Origin of the sequence: Enterobacter sp. Lyrl_3 (assembly GCF_051948675.1) — a bacterium.
In the GTDB taxonomy this organism is placed as follows: Bacteria; Pseudomonadota; Gammaproteobacteria; order Enterobacterales; family Enterobacteriaceae; genus Enterobacter; species Enterobacter cloacae.
Window position 1 is genome coordinate 61,665 of sequence record NZ_JAYJLI010000002.1, and the last position, 15,216, is coordinate 76,880.

The 15,216-nt window shown below is 57.3% G+C and carries 18 protein-coding genes; 3 read left to right on the plus strand and 15 right to left on the minus strand.

Annotated features, from left to right (window positions below; all coding sequences use genetic code 11):
- The first annotated feature begins 86 nt into the window (after nucleotides 1-86).
- The 3 genes from VF709_RS05510 (at nucleotide 87) to VF709_RS05520 (ending at nucleotide 2,731) form a co-directional block, all read left to right on the plus strand.
- Complete coding sequence (locus VF709_RS05510; protein ID WP_440231036.1) at nucleotides 87-920, plus strand: MipA/OmpV family protein; 834 nt, start codon at nucleotides 87-89, stop codon at nucleotides 918-920.
- A 270-nt stretch (nucleotides 921-1,190) separates the two neighbouring features.
- Entirely contained in the window at nucleotides 1,191-1,907 is a 717-nt protein-coding gene (locus VF709_RS05515) for an SDR family oxidoreductase (protein WP_047351742.1), read from the plus strand.
- Nucleotides 1,908-2,035: 128 nt separating this feature from the next.
- Nucleotides 2,036-2,731, plus strand: coding sequence for an alpha/beta fold hydrolase (locus tag VF709_RS05520; RefSeq protein ID WP_095454747.1), 696 nt, complete (start codon nucleotides 2,036-2,038; stop codon nucleotides 2,729-2,731).
- A gap of 70 nt (nucleotides 2,732-2,801) precedes the next feature.
- On the opposite strand, the gene VF709_RS05525 is transcribed toward VF709_RS05520, so the two are convergent.
- The 15 genes from VF709_RS05525 to paaA all read right to left on the minus strand — a co-directional run bounded on the left by VF709_RS05525 (nucleotide 2,802) and on the right by paaA (nucleotide 15,102).
- Complete coding sequence (locus tag VF709_RS05525) at nucleotides 2,802-3,284, minus strand: hypothetical protein (RefSeq protein ID WP_149896409.1); 483 nt, start codon at nucleotides 3,282-3,284, stop codon at nucleotides 2,802-2,804.
- An 82-nt stretch (nucleotides 3,285-3,366) separates the two neighbouring features.
- The gene (locus tag VF709_RS05530) at nucleotides 3,367-3,879 is read right to left on the minus strand and encodes a GNAT family N-acetyltransferase (RefSeq protein WP_048972412.1); all 513 of its coding nucleotides are present in this window, start codon (nucleotides 3,877-3,879) and stop codon (nucleotides 3,367-3,369) included.
- Nucleotides 3,880-3,917: 38 nt separating this feature from the next.
- On the minus strand, nucleotides 3,918-4,514 hold the full coding sequence (gene paaY / locus VF709_RS05535; protein WP_048972411.1) for a phenylacetic acid degradation protein PaaY: 597 nt from the start codon (nucleotides 4,512-4,514) through the stop codon (nucleotides 3,918-3,920).
- Between the two features lie 9 nt (nucleotides 4,515-4,523).
- Complete coding sequence (gene paaX / locus VF709_RS05540) at nucleotides 4,524-5,456, minus strand: phenylacetic acid degradation operon negative regulatory protein PaaX (RefSeq protein ID WP_029883661.1); 933 nt, start codon at nucleotides 5,454-5,456, stop codon at nucleotides 4,524-4,526.
- A 136-nt stretch (nucleotides 5,457-5,592) separates the two neighbouring features.
- Nucleotides 5,593-6,909, minus strand: a complete 1,317-nt coding sequence (paaK, locus tag VF709_RS05545) for a phenylacetate--CoA ligase PaaK (protein WP_023621640.1) — start codon at nucleotides 6,907-6,909, stop codon at nucleotides 5,593-5,595.
- Between the two features lie 26 nt (nucleotides 6,910-6,935).
- Nucleotides 6,936-8,141, minus strand: coding sequence for a 3-oxoadipyl-CoA thiolase (pcaF, locus tag VF709_RS05550; RefSeq protein WP_047352525.1), 1,206 nt, complete (start codon nucleotides 8,139-8,141; stop codon nucleotides 6,936-6,938).
- The gene (gene paaI, locus VF709_RS05555; protein ID WP_047352526.1) at nucleotides 8,141-8,563 is read right to left on the minus strand and encodes a hydroxyphenylacetyl-CoA thioesterase PaaI; all 423 of its coding nucleotides are present in this window, start codon (nucleotides 8,561-8,563) and stop codon (nucleotides 8,141-8,143) included. Before paaI ends, pcaF begins: the two co-directional genes overlap by 1 nt.
- Entirely contained in the window at nucleotides 8,553-9,977 is a 1,425-nt protein-coding gene (paaH, locus tag VF709_RS05560; protein WP_149896410.1) for a 3-hydroxyacyl-CoA dehydrogenase PaaH, read from the minus strand. Before paaH ends, paaI begins: the two co-directional genes overlap by 11 nt.
- A 1-nt stretch (nucleotide 9,978) precedes the next feature.
- Entirely contained in the window at nucleotides 9,979-10,767 is a 789-nt protein-coding gene (gene paaG, locus VF709_RS05565) for a 2-(1,2-epoxy-1,2-dihydrophenyl)acetyl-CoA isomerase PaaG (protein ID WP_086528139.1), read from the minus strand.
- The gene (paaF, locus tag VF709_RS05570; protein WP_440231042.1) at nucleotides 10,767-11,534 is read right to left on the minus strand and encodes a 2,3-dehydroadipyl-CoA hydratase PaaF; all 768 of its coding nucleotides are present in this window, start codon (nucleotides 11,532-11,534) and stop codon (nucleotides 10,767-10,769) included. Before paaF ends, paaG begins: the two co-directional genes overlap by 1 nt.
- Nucleotides 11,531-12,601, minus strand: a complete 1,071-nt coding sequence (paaE, locus tag VF709_RS05575; RefSeq protein WP_040023184.1) for a 1,2-phenylacetyl-CoA epoxidase subunit PaaE — start codon at nucleotides 12,599-12,601, stop codon at nucleotides 11,531-11,533. The genes paaF and paaE overlap by 4 nt, the downstream gene beginning before the upstream one ends.
- A 7-nt stretch (nucleotides 12,602-12,608) precedes the next feature.
- Entirely contained in the window at nucleotides 12,609-13,106 is a 498-nt protein-coding gene (gene paaD, locus VF709_RS05580) for a 1,2-phenylacetyl-CoA epoxidase subunit PaaD (protein ID WP_013096759.1), read from the minus strand.
- Between the two features lie 11 nt (nucleotides 13,107-13,117).
- Complete coding sequence (gene paaC, locus VF709_RS05585) at nucleotides 13,118-13,864, minus strand: 1,2-phenylacetyl-CoA epoxidase subunit PaaC (protein WP_149896412.1); 747 nt, start codon at nucleotides 13,862-13,864, stop codon at nucleotides 13,118-13,120.
- A gap of 8 nt (nucleotides 13,865-13,872) precedes the next feature.
- Nucleotides 13,873-14,160: a 1,2-phenylacetyl-CoA epoxidase subunit PaaB gene (paaB, locus tag VF709_RS05590; RefSeq protein WP_003857353.1), complete on the minus strand. Its 288-nt coding sequence runs from the start codon at nucleotides 14,158-14,160 to the stop codon at nucleotides 13,873-13,875.
- A gap of 12 nt (nucleotides 14,161-14,172) precedes the next feature.
- Nucleotides 14,173-15,102, minus strand: coding sequence for a 1,2-phenylacetyl-CoA epoxidase subunit PaaA (paaA, locus tag VF709_RS05595; RefSeq protein ID WP_242465768.1), 930 nt, complete (start codon nucleotides 15,100-15,102; stop codon nucleotides 14,173-14,175).
- Between the last annotated feature and the right edge of the window lie 114 nt (nucleotides 15,103-15,216).

Below are 15,216 nucleotides of genomic sequence, written 5' to 3' on the forward strand. Positions count from 1 at the left end.
AACCTTAGGGTGGACATTCAAACTGGGCGCTCTGGCGATTAACACCGCTTGTAACGTAATCATTTGAATCCAAAAGGACTTCTTTAATGAGACATATCGAACTGCGTCACTCGTTCCCCCTTTCGCTCCCGGGGCTCAGTCTGAAGAACATCGTGCCAGGCGTGCTGCTGGCATTACTGGCCACCCCGGTACTGGCCGCAGAACAACAGGGTAACGTGTTGACCTTAGGCGGAGGCGTGGATGTTGCGCCCCGCTATTCGGGTTCGGATAAAAACCGCGCCACCACGGCGGTGGTGCTGGATTACGCCATGTATAACGGATTCTTCATCAGCACCACGCGAGGGATCGGTTACGGCAACAACATCGGCAACCTGGATTACAGCGCGGCGCTGAGCTATCGCGCGGGCCGTAAGGATCGGGACGTGGACAGCGATTCGATCAGCGGCGGCAGCGATTATTTGCGCGGTATGGGCGACATCAAAGGTTCGGCTCTGGTGGTGCCAGGGCTGGGGTACAAAGTCACCGACTGGCTGAATCTGCAATTACAGGCAGAGGTGCCGGTTTCGGAGCGAGACAACGGCGAAGCGCTGCATTTCGGCATTTCCAGCCCGCTCTTTACCTCACCGAACAACGCGGTGACGCTGTCGCTGACCGGTAGCTGGGGCAGCAGCAAGTACATGCAGACTTACTACGGGGTGAATGCATCCCAGTCCGCCGCATCCGGATTTGCCCGATATGACGCTGGAGCCGGAATTTATGCCTGGTCAACGAATCTCGACTGGACGCACAAGCTCAGCCAACGCTGGAGCGTGGTTGCTGGCGCAGGCGTTACGCAACTGATGGGGGATGCAGCCGACAGCCCGATTGTTCAGCGAAAAACCTCGCCGACGGGAAGTTTGAAGGTTACGTATAGTTTCTGATTTGTTTGGATGGAACGCCAATTCCCGCCCCGTGTTAGATGACGGGGCGGCACTTGATAGGGATAAGGAACGTATCGCGTCAGGTTGACAGGTCATGATTGCAGGCTGGCATGTGTACCAATACGCCATTCTGTTCCTGCGTTAGCGTCGGTTTTGAGCGAGGAGCAAACGTTGGCAATTATTCTGCTAGCCTAATAGAGGGTTAGTAAAAAATGGGATTTCAGTAAGCATTGGATTCTCATTCTTCCAAACGAAACTGAGGATTTTAATATGGGGCCTTATCGCACTTATCTAATCACTGGTGCAACAAAAGGGATAGGAAGAGCACTCAGTGACAAATTATCAGAACAGGGTCACCAGGTTGTGGGTATTGCCCGTAATGTTGATGCCAGCTTTCCGGGGGTTTTATATACGGCTGACCTGAGTAGCGCTGATGAGACTAACTTAATTTTATTGAAAATAGTCGAAAATCACGAAATTCACGGCATTGTAAATAATGTGGGTGTAGCCTTACCTCAACAACTTGGAGGCATTGATATTCAAACGTTCCTGAAGGTCATGGATATAAACGTACGGGTGGCAGTTCAAATAACACAAGCACTCATCGGCAACATGAAGAGCAGAGGCTGGGGAAGAATAGTTAATGTATGTAGCCGTGCCATCTACGGTGCGATTGACCGAACAGCTTACTCAGCAGCAAAAAGTGCTCTGGTAGGTTGTACACGGACCTGGGCATTAGAGCTTGCTCAATTCGGGATCACCTCGAATGCGATTGCTCCTGGGCCAATAGAGACAGAGCTTTTTCATAAAACACGACCTGTTGGAAGTGAAGCAGAACAACGTATTTTATCGACAATCCCAATGGGCAGACTGGGTTCTCCTGCTGAAGTGGCTTCAGCAATAGCCTTTCTTTTATCACCAGAAGCGAGTTTTATTACTGGCGTAGTGCTGCCTGTTGATGGTGGAGGAAGCCTGGGAGGACGTTAGAAACGTTCAGAAACTCTGTGGAAATAGATAACGCCTATCCAGGGCAGAAATTTGATATTGTCGCAGTTAGTAAGATATTTTTAACCGGTCTAATCCAATAAATACACTGATGCATTGAAGCGAGATCTATGAGTTTAAAGCTGCGTAAAATCGTTTTAATTCCAGGGTTTATGCTGAATGAAATGCTTTGGCATGAATTTGAAACATACCTCCCGTCAAACTGTATTGTTCATCATGCAGCTGTAACTGAAGGACGAACCATTCATGATGTAGTGCAGCATTTGATTACTCTTCTGCCTGAGAAGTTTTCTTTGATAGGTTTTTCGATGGGAGGGTATATTGCCCGGCAACTGGCAGCAGAATTCCCTGAACGTGTAGAGTCCTTAGTGCTTATTGCCAGTTCCTTACGGGAAGATACGCCGTTAGAGGCTGAAGCAAAGCGGAAAAGCGTGCAGTCATTGTCCCCCACAACGTTTAAGGGACTGAGCAGACATGCTATTGCCCGGTCACTCCACCCTCTAAACACATCAAATCAGGATATGATTTCAGCTATCCAGAAAATGGGATGCTCTCTGGGATTTGAAGCCTTCATCACGCAATCATCCTTGTCCAGGCAAGGTATACCTTCTGCAACGATACGTTGTCCAACACTGGTTATCGCCAGTGAAGATGATGCCATCCGTTCGATGAAGGAGGCAGAAGAATTGGTCGAAGCCATACCTTATGCGTCGTTAAGAATCATTCTGGATTGCGGCCATATGATTCCGCTCGAACAGCCCAGGGAGTTGGCAAGAACTATTGTTGAATGGATCCCGGCTACGTAAATTATTGGGGGTTTATCCGGCAAATATCCTGACTTACTTCATCAGGGTATGTAGCGCAACAGCCCATATTTCACTCCTCCCTCCAGGGCACAGGCTCACCAATAAAGGTGTGCGTACAGCAGCGGCAAGTCACTTTTACGTCCCTGGCACTAATCGATGGGTTAACCTGTTGTAAAACGCCATTCTCATCAACAAACAGGCCCGGATAAAAGCTGCTATCGCCAATACAGACTAAATCCCTTTGCTGATGCTCATGCATCGCGACTAACCAGAACACAGGCTCGGTAGTATCAAGACGTCCACAAACTTCGCTGAAAACGTCATCCCACGGTTTGCCAATCTGTTTGAGCAAAAAGTAAAACAATGGCGTGTAGTCACGTCCTCGCTTTTGTCCACTGTGCATGGTTTCACGTGTTACCAGCAACTCATCCCCGGATTTTTTACGATTACGTTCCCAGCGATACTCAGCGCCAGGGTTGTTAGAATAGTGTCGTGTCGTCGTGTTGACGCTACGATACAATTTACGTGACTTGTGCTGTTGATGAGCCCGCATAGCCAGAACTCCCTCATCCCTCTTTCTAAGCCTATAATCCCTGTCTGACGAAGACGAAAAGCCCCCTATAAGCAAAGGAAAGCTATAACCCCATCCCCATGATCTTCAATACACTTTGCTGCGACGCTGTTTCGAAAACCGTATCCTTGATAAACCGCATCCCCTGCTTTTCATAAAATCGCCGGGCACGTTCATTCTGTTCAAGTACTTCGAGCCACAGAAATTTTTTGCCATGACTTCGGGTAAGTTCGATGACGCTGCTAAACATGCTCTGACCGTAGTGATTACTCGTCTTAGTCGGATCAAGATAGAGTTTATTAAGAAGAACACCGCTGATGTCGGTATCAGGGATTGTGGCTTCCCATGTCAGTTTCATAAAACCAATCGGTTGATCAAGGTCCGCCACATACCAGCTTGTGCCGCTGTCTCTCAGACTATGTTCTATCGCCGCAACAGAATATTCGGACTTCAGAAAATCGTTTAGCTCTGATTCCGACTTCCACAGATGCTTAAAGTGCGCGGGATAGATGCGATAGCCCAGTTCACTGAGTAATACTGAATCTGCTGATGTTGCTTGTCGTATGAGTAATGTCACAGGATGCTCCCTTGCCCGGTAATATACATTCCCCCCGCTCACACCGCCGATTTCGGCCGTAAATTCTCATCAAACGTCAGTCGTTTGCGTCCCGGCTCTTCTTCGCGCAGCGGCTCCACCTGATGCATCGTCAGCTTACAGCGCTCCACCAGCACCTGATACTCGCGCGTGCCCTGCTGCTTCCAGGCCAGTTCCTGTTCACTCAGCTCACGAATCGCTTTCGCCGGACTGCCGATAATCAAATGGTTAGCGGGCATCTCGGCTTTCGCCTTCACAAACGCCGCCGCGCCGACGATGCTGTTCTCACCGATAATCGCGCCATCCATCACCACCGCGTTCATCCCTACCAGGGCGTTGCGGCGGATAATACAGCCGTGCAGAATGGCGCTGTGGCCGATATGGCCGTCCTCTTCCACCACCGTATCCTGCTCCGGGAAGCCGTGCATCACGCAGTTATCCTGAATGTTCGCGCCATCTTTCACCACAATACGGCCAAAGTCGCCGCGCAGGCTGGCATTGGGGCCGACATACACACCTTTCCCCAGGATCACATCGCCAATGAGCACCGCTGTCGGGTGGACATAGCTCTCGTCTGGCACCACCGGCGTCAGACCGTCAATTTGATAAACAGGCATCCTCACTCCTTATGCGGTCGCAAGACCACCAAAGCGTTGATAATAAAGCGTGCCGGGCACGGGCAGTTCACCCACCGAGGTTTCGCCTTTCTCGCTGACAAACGCCAGCGCTCCCGGTGCCACACGCTGATAGATGTTGATGCAAAGCTGTCGTGCGCTTTGACCCGCCCAGTGCGCAGGCAGTAGCTCCTCTGGTAGCAGCGGGTCTTTCAGCACCACACGACGATAAAAGTGGATCAGTAACAGCTGGATGTGGAAGCAACGCTCTGGCGTAAGCTCTTCCGGCGTAGCCTCTTTCAGCAGCGGCAGCAGCGGACGGAACGACTGAATAAACGTCTCGTACATCGCGTTCTGTTCGGTCAGCTGCCAGCACTCCTCAACGCGGGAACGCAGCGCCGCGCGGGAAAGTGCCAGCGGTGAATGGGCTTCGAAGAAGATAACATTTTCCGCCACGCCCGCGTCATGAAGCAGCGACTGCACATCCGCCAGATGCTGCGAGGGCGAAGCCATCAGGCTGGGCGCCAGCGTGCCAAATCCTTGCCAGATAAGCTGTTTTTTCACATCGGCAAGCGTGGTTTTATCGAGACCTTCGGAGAGCAGCAGCAGCCATTTACCATCCCAGGCGGGCAGCTCCGCGCGGTAGATCTTATTCTCCGCCCGGCGGGTTAAACGCAGCCCTTTGTCGCTCAGGCGGTAATAGCTGCGACGCCCGATGCGGGAGACATCCAGCCAGCCCTCTTTATTGAGCCGAAACAGCGCGGTTCGCACGAAGCGCTCGCCAAAGCCCATCCCTTCGAGCAACGCGGCCAGGCTGCCAAGCCAAATCTCGCCGCCGCGATGGGAAAGCGCGTCACCGTATAACGAGGAGATTAGCGACGTCCCGCTGATGGGAACCGAACTGACCGCATGCTGAATAAAGGCGTCGAGTTTCATGTGATTCATTCTGTTGGTGTTTTTGTCCTGGATGAATCATAGCATACGAATCCTGGATAGACCCTCACCCTAACCCTCTCCCACAGGGAGAGGGAACTCAATACACCCTCTCCCTGTGGGAGAGGGAACGTAGAATGAGGATAATTCAACCGTTGGCCGCCACTTTACGCAGGTCAAACACCCGGCAGGCTTTCCCCTCCGAGCGCGGGATGCTGCCGCAGTTAACGATCATGACGTCCGTGGAAATCCCGACCATCGATTTAATGCGATGACGCAGCTGATGGCAGACCTGGCAGCGCTGTTCGTGGGTCAGCGAAAGACTGCTCTCTTTCAGCTCCACTTTTACAGAAAGTGAATCAAGATGCCCCCGACGGTTCACCTCCAGCTGGTAATGCGGAGAGAGATGCTCAAATTTCACAATCTCCTCTTCCAGCTGCGACGGGAAGACATTTACACCGCGGATAATGAGCATGTCATCACTGCGACCGCTGATCCTGTCCATGCGGCGCATGGTGCGGGCGGTACCCGGCAGCAGACGGGTCAGGTCGCGGGTGCGATAGCGGATCACCGGCAGCGCCTCTTTGGTCAGCGTGGTGAACAGCAGTTCGCCCTGCTCGCCGTCATTAAGCGGGGTGCCGTCGTTCGGGTTGACGATCTCCGGGTAGAAGTGATCTTCCCAGATGGTCGGGCCGTCGGCGGTTTCGAGACACTCCATCGCCACGCCCGGCCCCATCACTTCCGAAAGGCCGTAGATATCCAGCGCCGTAATGCCTAACCGTTTTTCGATCTCATGACGCATCGCCTGTGTCCACGGCTCGGCACCGAACACGCCCACGCGCAGGGAGCAGGCGCTGGCATCGCCGCCCATCTGGCGCTCCAGCTCTTCAATCAGGTTGAGGCAGTAGGAAGGCGTCACCATGATCATATCCGGCTTAAAATCGCGGATCAGCTGCGCCTGCTTCTCGGTCTGGCCGCCGGACATCGGGATCACCGTGGCCCCTAAACGCTCGGCACCGTAGTGAGCGCCCAGCCCGCCGGTAAACAGACCATAACCATAGGCCACATGGATTTTGTCCTTCGCGCTGCCCCCGGCGGCACGCAGGGAGCGGGCCACCAGATTGGCCCAGTTGTCAATGTCGCCCTGGGTATAGCCCACGACGGTCGGTTTCCCGGTTGTGCCGGAGGAGGCGTGAATACGCACCACCTGCTCCATCGGTACGGCGAAGGTATCGAACGGATAGTTATCGCGCAGATCCTGCTTGGTGGTACACGGGAACTTGCGAATATCGGCCAGTTCGCGGAAATCGTCAGGGTGAACGCCCGCGGCATCAAACTTACGTTTGTACATCGGCACGTTGTTATAGGCGTGGTTCAGCGTCCATTTCAGACGTTGGGTCTGCAACGCCTGTAATTCGTCAATGGACGCGGTTTCGATCGGATCAAGCTTTGTTGTATTTATCATCGCAGGGTACTCACATTATTGTTCGCTCAAACACGCTCAAGGATCATGGCAATGCCCTGACCCACACCGATGCACATCGTACACAGCGCGTAGCGCCCGTGGCGTCGATGCAATTCATTGCTCGCGGCCAGCACCAGCCTGGCACCGCTCATTCCCAGCGGATGGCCTAACGCAATGGCCCCTCCGTTCGGATTGACGTGTGCGGCATCGTCCGGCAAACCCAGCTGACGCAGCACGCCCAGCGCCTGGGAGGCGAAGGCTTCGTTCAGCTCAATCACATCCATCTCGTTAATACTGAGCCCCGCTCGCTCCAGCACTTTACGGGTGGCGGGCACCGGCCCTAGCCCCATCAGACGTGGCTCCACGCCTGCGGTGGCCATGGCCACAATCCGCGTGCGCGGCTCAAGCCCCTGTCCGAGCGCCATCTGCTCGCTGGCGATAATCAGTGCAGCGGCGCCATCGTTCACCCCAGAGGCGTTACCTGCGGTAACGACGCCATTTTTGCGAAACGGCGCTTTCAGGGCGGCAAGTTGCGCCAGCGTGGTGTCGGCGCGCGGGTGCTCATCAACAGAGACCTCCGTGACGGTCCCTTTTTTCCCCGGCACCAGCACCGGCACGATCTCCTGCGCCAGAATGCCGTTTTGCTGCGCCCGGGCGGTACGCTGCTGGCTGCGCAGCGCGAACGCATCCTGATCGGCACGGCTGATATTTAACAATTCAGCTACATTCTCTGCCGTTTCCGGCATGCTGTCAGTTCCGAACGTCTGATGCATGAGCGGATTCACAAATCGCCAGCCAAGGGTGGTATCGAAGATCTCCGCCTGGCGCTGAAACGCCGCGGTGGCTTTCGCCATCACAAACGGCGCGCGGGACATCGACTCCACGCCACCGGCAATCAGCAGATCGCCATCACCGGATTTTATGGCGCGTGCAGCAAAGCCAACCGCATCCAGCCCCGAGCCGCACAGGCGGTTGATCGTCGTGCCGGAGACGCTCTGCGGCAGCCCGGCCAGCAGCGACGCCATACGCGCCACGTTGCGGTTGTCTTCCCCCGCCTGGTTGGCGCAGCCGAAGATCACATCATCAATCCGCTCCGGGTCGAGCTGCGGATAGCGCTCCAGCAAGGCACGCAGCGGTATGGCGCCCAGATCGTCCGCGCGTACGGCGGATAACGCCCCGCCGTACCGCCCCACCGGGGTTCGCACCCCATCACAAATAAATGCGTCACGCATCAGGGTTCTCCTGTCACATTGCCGCCGATGCGGTGGGATTTTCCGCGAAAGAGAGCGACGGTTTTCTGTTGTTGGTTCTGAATTTCGATGTCATATACGCCGGTCAGTTTGCCCTGATGCTTAACCCGCGCGGTGGCGGTCAGCTTGTCTCCGACAAAGCCCGGTCGAAGGAAATCGATTGTGCAGCCAGAGGCCACCGCCGCCAGCCCCTGGCTGTTGCAGGCGTAGGCAAACGCGGTGTCGGCCAGCGAGAAGAGCTGTCCGCCGTGGCAGGTTTTATGGCCGTTAAGCATCTGCGGGGTGATGGTCATGGTCACCACTGCGTAACCTTCGTCCATGTCGATAATGTCCATCCCCATTGCCTGCGCGCAGGCATCCTGTTCGTACATGGTGCGGGCGTTATGCCAGGCGTTATGACTCATAGCTACTCTCCAGAAGCGCACGCTGGCGCAGCAGTGAACAGGGGCGATAACGTTCTTCGCCGTAATGACGCTGCAGGTTTTCCAGCAGCGTTAACAGACGTTGCCAGCCCAGCCGCGCGCCCCAGGCAATCGGCCCGGACGGGTAGTTCACGCCCAGACGCATGGCGGTATCGATATCTTTTTCGCTGGCGACCCCTTTTTGCAGCGCATCCAGCGCTTCGTTGGCAATCATCGCCACCGTGCGCCAGACCAGCAGGCCAGGGTAATCGGCAATCTGCACCACCCGCTTTCCCTGCTGTTGCAGGTAGCGGATGACTTTTTGCGTCGCGGTATGCGGGTTGCTGGCCGCCGACGCAATCACCGCCACGTCGCGCTCAATGCGATCAACCACCACCACCGGGCAGTTGAGGCGCAGCGCCAGCGCCTGAGCGGTTTCGCCCTGCGTTTCAATCAGCAACACATCATCGATTTCCGTGACACCGTCACGTTTTCGTTCAACCCGCATTGGGCTAAAGCTGTCGTTGACCGCGTCGAGCCATGGCACCTGTGGCGATTCGCCGCGCCAGTCGTAAACGCCCTTCCCGCTTTTTTTGCCCAGTCGCCCCGCCAGCACCAGCTCCTGCTGCACCAGTGAAGGGAGAAAACGCCGCTCCTGCCAGAATGCGTTAAACACCGAACAGGTCACGGCGAAGTTAACGTCCTGCCCAATCAGATCGGTCAGTTCCAGCGGCCCCATCGGGAAACCGCCGCCTTCGCGCAGGGCAGCATCAATGACTTCAGGAGCTGCAACCTGTTCCTCCAGCGCGCGCCAGGCTTCGGAATAGAAGGGCCGCGCCACGCGATTTACGATGAAGCCCGGCGTCGACTGGCAGCGCACCGGCTGTTTCCCCCAGTTCAGCGCCAGCTCGCACAGCGCGTCGGCCACTTCCGGCGAGGTCGCCAGCCCGCTAACCACCTCCACCAGCTTCATCACCGGTGCCGGGTTAAAGAAATGCAGGCCTGCCACTCGCTCTGGATGACGGATATCCGCCGCAATCGCCGTGATCGAGATAGAAGATGTGTTGCTGGTAAGCAGGGTCTGCGGCGGGCAGATCTCCGCCAGTTCGGCAAACAGCGCTTTTTTCACCTCAAGGCGCTCGGAGGCGGCTTCTATCACCAGGTCCGCCGTGGTTAGCGCACTGATATCCGTGACCGGGGTCAGCCGGGCGAGGATCTGCCCACACGCCTCCTCAGTGAGTTTGCCCCGCGTCACCCGGGAGGCCAGGCGCTGGCGAATGCCGTCAATGGCGCGGGAAATGGCGTCTGAGGCAATGTCGTACATCATCACCTGATGCCCATGGCTTGCCGCGACTTCGGCTATTCCGGCGCCCATCGTGCCGCTTCCAATGACGGCGACAGTACGAATGTTCAGCATCTTACTTCCCCGTAAAATTCGGTGCGCGCTTCGCCAGAAAGGCGCTCACGCCTTCGCGGTAATCGTCGCTGCGTCCGGCCAGCCGTTGATAATCGCGCTCCAGGTCAAGCTGTGCGTCCAGGGTGTTGGTTTCCGCGGCATTGATCGCCTGTTTGATCAGCCCCAGCCCAAAGGTGGGCTGCGAGGCAAAATGCAGCGCCAGCTGCTGCGCCGTGCTGGAGAGCTGGTCGTCATCCACCACCTGCCAGATCATTCCCCAGGCGTGCGCCTGTTCGGCGCTCAGTTTGTCGCCAAGCAGCGCCAGCCCCATGGCGCGGGCACGTCCGGCCACGCGCGGCAGGAACCAGGTTCCGCCGCAGTCCGGGACTAACCCCAGCTTGCTGAAGGCCATTACAAAGGTGGCGGAGCGCGCGGCAATCACCATGTCGCACCCCAGCGCCAGCGTGGCCCCTGCTCCTGCCGCCACGCCGTTGACCGCGCAAATCACCGGTTTTGGCAGCGCAGCCAGACGACGCACCAGCGGGTTATAAAAGGTCTCGACGGACATCCCCAGATCCGGCGCCGGACCGTTCGGGTCGACGTTACGGTCGTTCAGATCCTGCCCGGCACAGAAGCCGCGCCCTGCGCCGGTGATCAGCAGACAGCGGATAGTCTCATCGCGCTCGGCCTGCTTCAGGCATTCTGCAAGCTGCTGGTGCATCACATCGTTAAAGCTGTTCAGACGCTCCGGACGGTTCAGCGTCAGGGTCATTACGCCTTGCTCTACATGACTGAGAATAAATTCCACAATTAGCGTCCTTTAAAGTCGGGAGTACGTTTCTGTAAGAAGGCGTCGATGCCTTCTCGCCTGTCTTCCGTGGCCGAGAGCAGCGTGAACAGTTGACGCTCCTGGGCCAGACCCGCCTGCAGCGGCACTTCCTGTGACTGGCGCAGCGCCTGTTTAGCCGCCTGTAGCGCCAGCGGCGAGTGGCGCACCATCAGCGCTGCCTGTTTCAGGGCGTATTCCAGCGTCAGCGAGGCCGGGAAAACGTCGCTGACCAGACCGGCACGCTGGGCCTGCTGCGCCGTAATGATTTCCCCGGTCAGTACCATTTTGCTGGCGAGCGATTTACCCACGCAGCGGATCAGGCGCTGCGTACCGCCCGCACCAGGCATGATCCCAAGCGTAATTTCCGGCAGACCGAAGCGGGCGTTGTCACCGGCAATCACTACGTCGCACAGCAGGGCCAGCTCGCAGCCAGCCCCGAGTGCAAAACCGTTCACGGCGGCAATCAGCGGCTTATTGAAGGCGTCAATCCGCTTCCACAGCTGAGGACGACTATCGTTCAGGGTGGCAGGCAGATCTTTTTCTGCCATTTCGTTGAGATCCGCTCCGGCCGCAAAGCAGCGCTCGCTGCCGTAAATCACACAGGCAGAGAGGGTGTTATCGCTTGCCGCCGCCTCCAGCTGTTCTGCAAGCTGTGTCAGCAGCGCATTGTTAAGGGCGTTGCGTGCCGCCGGCCGGTTGAGCGTGAGTTGCAGCACGCGGTCATAACGGGTGACCAGAAGTTCGCTCATGCCATCCCCTTAGCGTCAAAGTCGACGACCACGTCGGCGGTTAGCGGCAGCGCCTGACAGCTCAGCACATACCCGGCGGCCAGTTCGTCCGGCTCCAGGCTGTAGTTGGTCGCCATGTCCACCTTGCCGCGCAGCACTTTGCATTTGCAGGTGGCGCAGACGCCTCCCTTGCAGGCATACGGCAGATCCGCCCCCTGGCGCAGGGCGGCATCAAGAATGCTCTCGTCGTCCGCCGTGAGAACAATCTCGCGGTCACGCCCGTCCTGGCGCACGATCACCTTCTGGCCTTCCGCCTGCACGCTCACCGCGCGCTTAACGGCTGTGCCCGGCGTATTGAACCGCTCTAGGTGAATGGATTTTTCCGCCATTCCCAGCGCTTTTAAGGTCGCTTCAGCCTCGTCCATCATCGCGGCCGGGCCGCAGATAAAGGCCTCGTCGTACTGGCGGAAGTTGATCAGCGTTTTTGCCAGCGCCTGCAGCTTTTCACCGTCGATACGGCCGTAAAGCAGGTCGCTGTCCAGCCGCTCCTGGCTGAAGATGGCAACCAGCTGCAACCGCTGCGGGTATTTATCCTTCAGGTCTGCCAGCGCCTGACGGAACATCATGCTCTGGCTGCTGCGGTTGCCGTAGATCAGGGTGAAGTGGCTGTTCGGTTCGGCGGCCAGCGTGGCGGATAAAATCGCCAGCATCGGGGTGATGCCGGAGCCAGCGGCAATCGCCAGATAGTGACCTTCCCGTTCAGGCTGTGGCTGATAGCCAAAATGCCCCTGGGGAACCATCACCTCCAGCGTCATGCCCGGTTTGATCTCATCCCGGGCGTAACGAGAGAAACGTCCACCTTCAATGGCTTTAACCGCGACGCTGATCTCCCCCGGCGCGCTACTCCGGCAGATGGAGTAACAGCGGCGCAATTCGTCTGCACCCAGTCTGGTTTTCAGGGTCAGGTGTTGGCCGGGACGAAAGCGGTAAGCCTCCTGCAACGCCTGCGGAACCGCGAAGGTGATGGTCACCGCATCGCGGGTTTCGGGTTCTACTTTTGCCACTGTTAATGAATGAAACGTTGTCATGGCAACCTCAAATACATTTGAAATAGTCGAAGGGTTCGCGGCAGGTATTACAGCGATACAGCGCCTTACAGGCCGTAGAACCAAACTCACTGATAAGCGAGGTGTCGGTGCTGGCGCAGCGCGGGCAACTCACCTCAGCGGGAACGTGGGCATGACAGCTGTGCCCCACGGGTGGGCTGATGCCATACGCGCGCAGACGTTCACGCGCATCGGCGGTCATCCAGTCGGTCGTCCAGGCGGGTTCCAGCTGCAGCACAATGTGCACCGGCGTATAACCGTGCGCCGTCAGGGTGTCGCGGATGGCGCCAAGCAGGTGTTCCGTCGCCGGGCAGCCTGAATAGGTTGGCGTAAAGCCAATCACCCAGCCTTCGCCCTGCGCGGTGACGCTGCGCACCATGCCTAAATCGGTGATGGTGAGCACCGGCACTTCCGGGTCCGGGATCTGGCTTAACAGGGACCAGATGTGCGGAACCTGTGGGGGGGCGATGTCGACAAGACGTTGCATGGCGTTCTCCTTTACCACTGCTGACCGGGATACGCGCGCTGGAGATACTGCATCTCTGCCAGCATCGGGCCCAGATGCTCGGTATGCAGCCCGCGTTTTCCGCCGGTACGATAGGCCGTCTCATAGGGCACGCGCAGGGTGGCTTCCCGCAGTCCGGCAAACACTTCGTGTTCCCACGGCTGGCGTAGGGTGCGCGGATCAACCGCAACGCCGGACTCAATAAGCTCAAGCTCAACGTCATCCGCCTCGAACAACTCGGCCGTAAAGCGCCACAGGTTGTCGATGGCCTGCTGCATTTTTTGCGACGAGATTTCGGTGCCGTCTCCCAGGCGCACCAGCCAGCCGCGGCTAAAGCGCAGGTGATAACGCGCCTCTTTAATCGCCTTGGCGGCTATAGCGGAAAGCTGACTGTCGCTGCTGTGGATCAACCGCTCGTAGAGGGCAACATTCCACGCGTCCATCAGATACTGGCGGGCGATCGTGTCGGCGAAGTTGCCGTTCGGCTGTTCTGCCAACAGTAAATTGTGAAACTGACGCTCATCGCGGCCGAAGGCCAGGGTGTCTTCATCGCCCTGACCTTCCCGCTCTGCCGCGCAGGCGAGGAAGTTGCGCGCCTGCCCCAGCAGATCGAGACCGATGTTGGCAAGCGCAAGGTCGATTTCCAGCTCCGGCGCGTGCCCGCACCAGGCTCCCAGGCGCTGCGAGAGCACCAGACCGTTGTCGCCCAGACGCAGGGCGTATGCAAATACTGTTTTCATCCCTGACCTCACATATGCTCGATGCCATCAGGGATGGTGTAAAACGTCGGGTGGCGATAGACCTTGCTTTCCGCCGGGTCGAAGAACTCGCCGCTCTCTTCCGGCTGAGAGGCAACGATCTCGCTCGCCTTCACCACCCAGATCGAGCAACCTTCGCTGCGGCGGGTATAGGCGTCCCGCGCGTTTTCCAGCGCCATGCGATCGTCAGCGGCATGCAGACTGCCAACATGGCGGTGGGATAACCCTTGTTTGCTGCGTACGAAAACTTCGTACAGCGGCCAGTAGACATTGCTCATCGTGATTTCCTCTTATGCGGCCTGACGGGCGCGTTGTTTTTCTGCATGCGCCAGTGCGGCTTCACGCACCCACGCCCCCTCTTCCCAGGCTTTGCGCTTGGCGGCCAGGCGTTCGTGGTTGCAGATCCCGCGTCCGTTGATCACCTCGTCAAACTCCTGCCAGTCAATCTCACCGAAGCGGTAGTGGCCGGTTTCCTCGTCAAAGCGCAGGTCGGGATCGGGTACCGTCATCCCCAGCATCTCCACCTGCGGGATGGTGTTGTCGACGAAGCGCTGACGCAGTTCGTCATTGCCAAAGCGTTTAATTTTCCAGGCGAGACTGCGGGCGCTGTTCGGCGAGTTATCGTCGTTTGGTCCGAACATCATCAGGGCGGGCCACCAGAAACGGTTGATGGCATCCTGCAGCATCTGCCGCTGGGCGACGCTTCCCTGCGCCAGCGCCATGCAGGCTTCAAACCCCTGACGCTGGTGGAAGCTCTCTTCTTTACAGATTTTCACCATCGCGCGGGCGTACGGCCCGTAAGAGGTCCGGCACAGCGCCACCTGATTGACGATGGCGGCACCGTCCACCAGCCAGCCGATTACGCCGATATCGGCCCAGCTCAGCGTCGGATAGTTAAAGATGGAGGAGTATTTCATCTTGCCGTCGAGCATTTTCTGGTAGATGTCTTCCCGCGCGCAGCCCAGCGTTTCAGCCGCGCTGTAGAGATAGAGCCCGTGCCCGGCTTCGTCCTGCACTTTCGCCAGCAGGATCGCTTTGCGGCGTAGCGTCGGGGCGCGGGTGATCCAGTTCCCTTCCGGCAGCATGCCGACAATTTCAGAGTGGGCGTGCTGACCAATCTGGCGGATCAACGTCTTGCGATAGGCTTCCGGCATCCAGTCCTGAGGCTCAATCGCCGTCTCCTGCGCTATGCGCTGCTCAAAGCGTTGTTCTTGCGTCACGTCATCACCTTTATGATTCGTTAGTTTGCAACTTAAAGCGTAATTGTGAATCACTTTGTTTTTTAAAAGTTACACAAAGGTTAAATATACCCCCAAGAAATGTTTCCTGATTTT

What these genes read in the sequence shown, in the direction of transcription:
- paaC (WP_149896412.1), bottom strand. Translation starts at nt 13,864, where the DNA reads ATGAAAACAGTATTTGCATACGCCCTGCGTCTGGGCGACAACGGTCTG.
- VF709_RS05520 (WP_095454747.1), top strand. Translation starts at nt 2,036, where the DNA reads ATGAGTTTAAAGCTGCGTAAAATCGTTTTAATTCCAGGGTTTATGCTG.
- VF709_RS05510 (WP_440231036.1), top strand. Translation starts at nt 87, where the DNA reads ATGAGACATATCGAACTGCGTCACTCGTTCCCCCTTTCGCTCCCGGGG.
- paaY (WP_048972411.1), bottom strand. Translation starts at nt 4,514, where the DNA reads ATGCCTGTTTATCAAATTGACGGTCTGACGCCGGTGGTGCCAGACGAG.
- paaD (WP_013096759.1), bottom strand. Translation starts at nt 13,106, where the DNA reads ATGCAACGTCTTGTCGACATCGCCCCCCCACAGGTTCCGCACATCTGG.
- paaI (WP_047352526.1), bottom strand. Translation starts at nt 8,563, where the DNA reads ATGAGTCATAACGCCTGGCATAACGCCCGCACCATGTACGAACAGGAT.
- paaB (WP_003857353.1), bottom strand. Translation starts at nt 14,160, where the DNA reads ATGAGCAATGTCTACTGGCCGCTGTACGAAGTTTTCGTACGCAGCAAA.
- VF709_RS05515 (WP_047351742.1), top strand. Translation starts at nt 1,191, where the DNA reads ATGGGGCCTTATCGCACTTATCTAATCACTGGTGCAACAAAAGGGATA.
- paaH (WP_149896410.1), bottom strand. Translation starts at nt 9,977, where the DNA reads ATGCTGAACATTCGTACTGTCGCCGTCATTGGAAGCGGCACGATGGGC.
- pcaF (WP_047352525.1), bottom strand. Translation starts at nt 8,141, where the DNA reads ATGCGTGACGCATTTATTTGTGATGGGGTGCGAACCCCGGTGGGGCGG.
- paaX (WP_029883661.1), bottom strand. Translation starts at nt 5,456, where the DNA reads ATGAATCACATGAAACTCGACGCCTTTATTCAGCATGCGGTCAGTTCG.
- paaE (WP_040023184.1), bottom strand. Translation starts at nt 12,601, where the DNA reads ATGACAACGTTTCATTCATTAACAGTGGCAAAAGTAGAACCCGAAACC.
- paaF (WP_440231042.1), bottom strand. Translation starts at nt 11,534, where the DNA reads ATGAGCGAACTTCTGGTCACCCGTTATGACCGCGTGCTGCAACTCACG.
- VF709_RS05525 (WP_149896409.1), bottom strand. Translation starts at nt 3,284, where the DNA reads ATGCGGGCTCATCAACAGCACAAGTCACGTAAATTGTATCGTAGCGTC.
- paaK (WP_023621640.1), bottom strand. Translation starts at nt 6,909, where the DNA reads ATGATAAATACAACAAAGCTTGATCCGATCGAAACCGCGTCCATTGAC.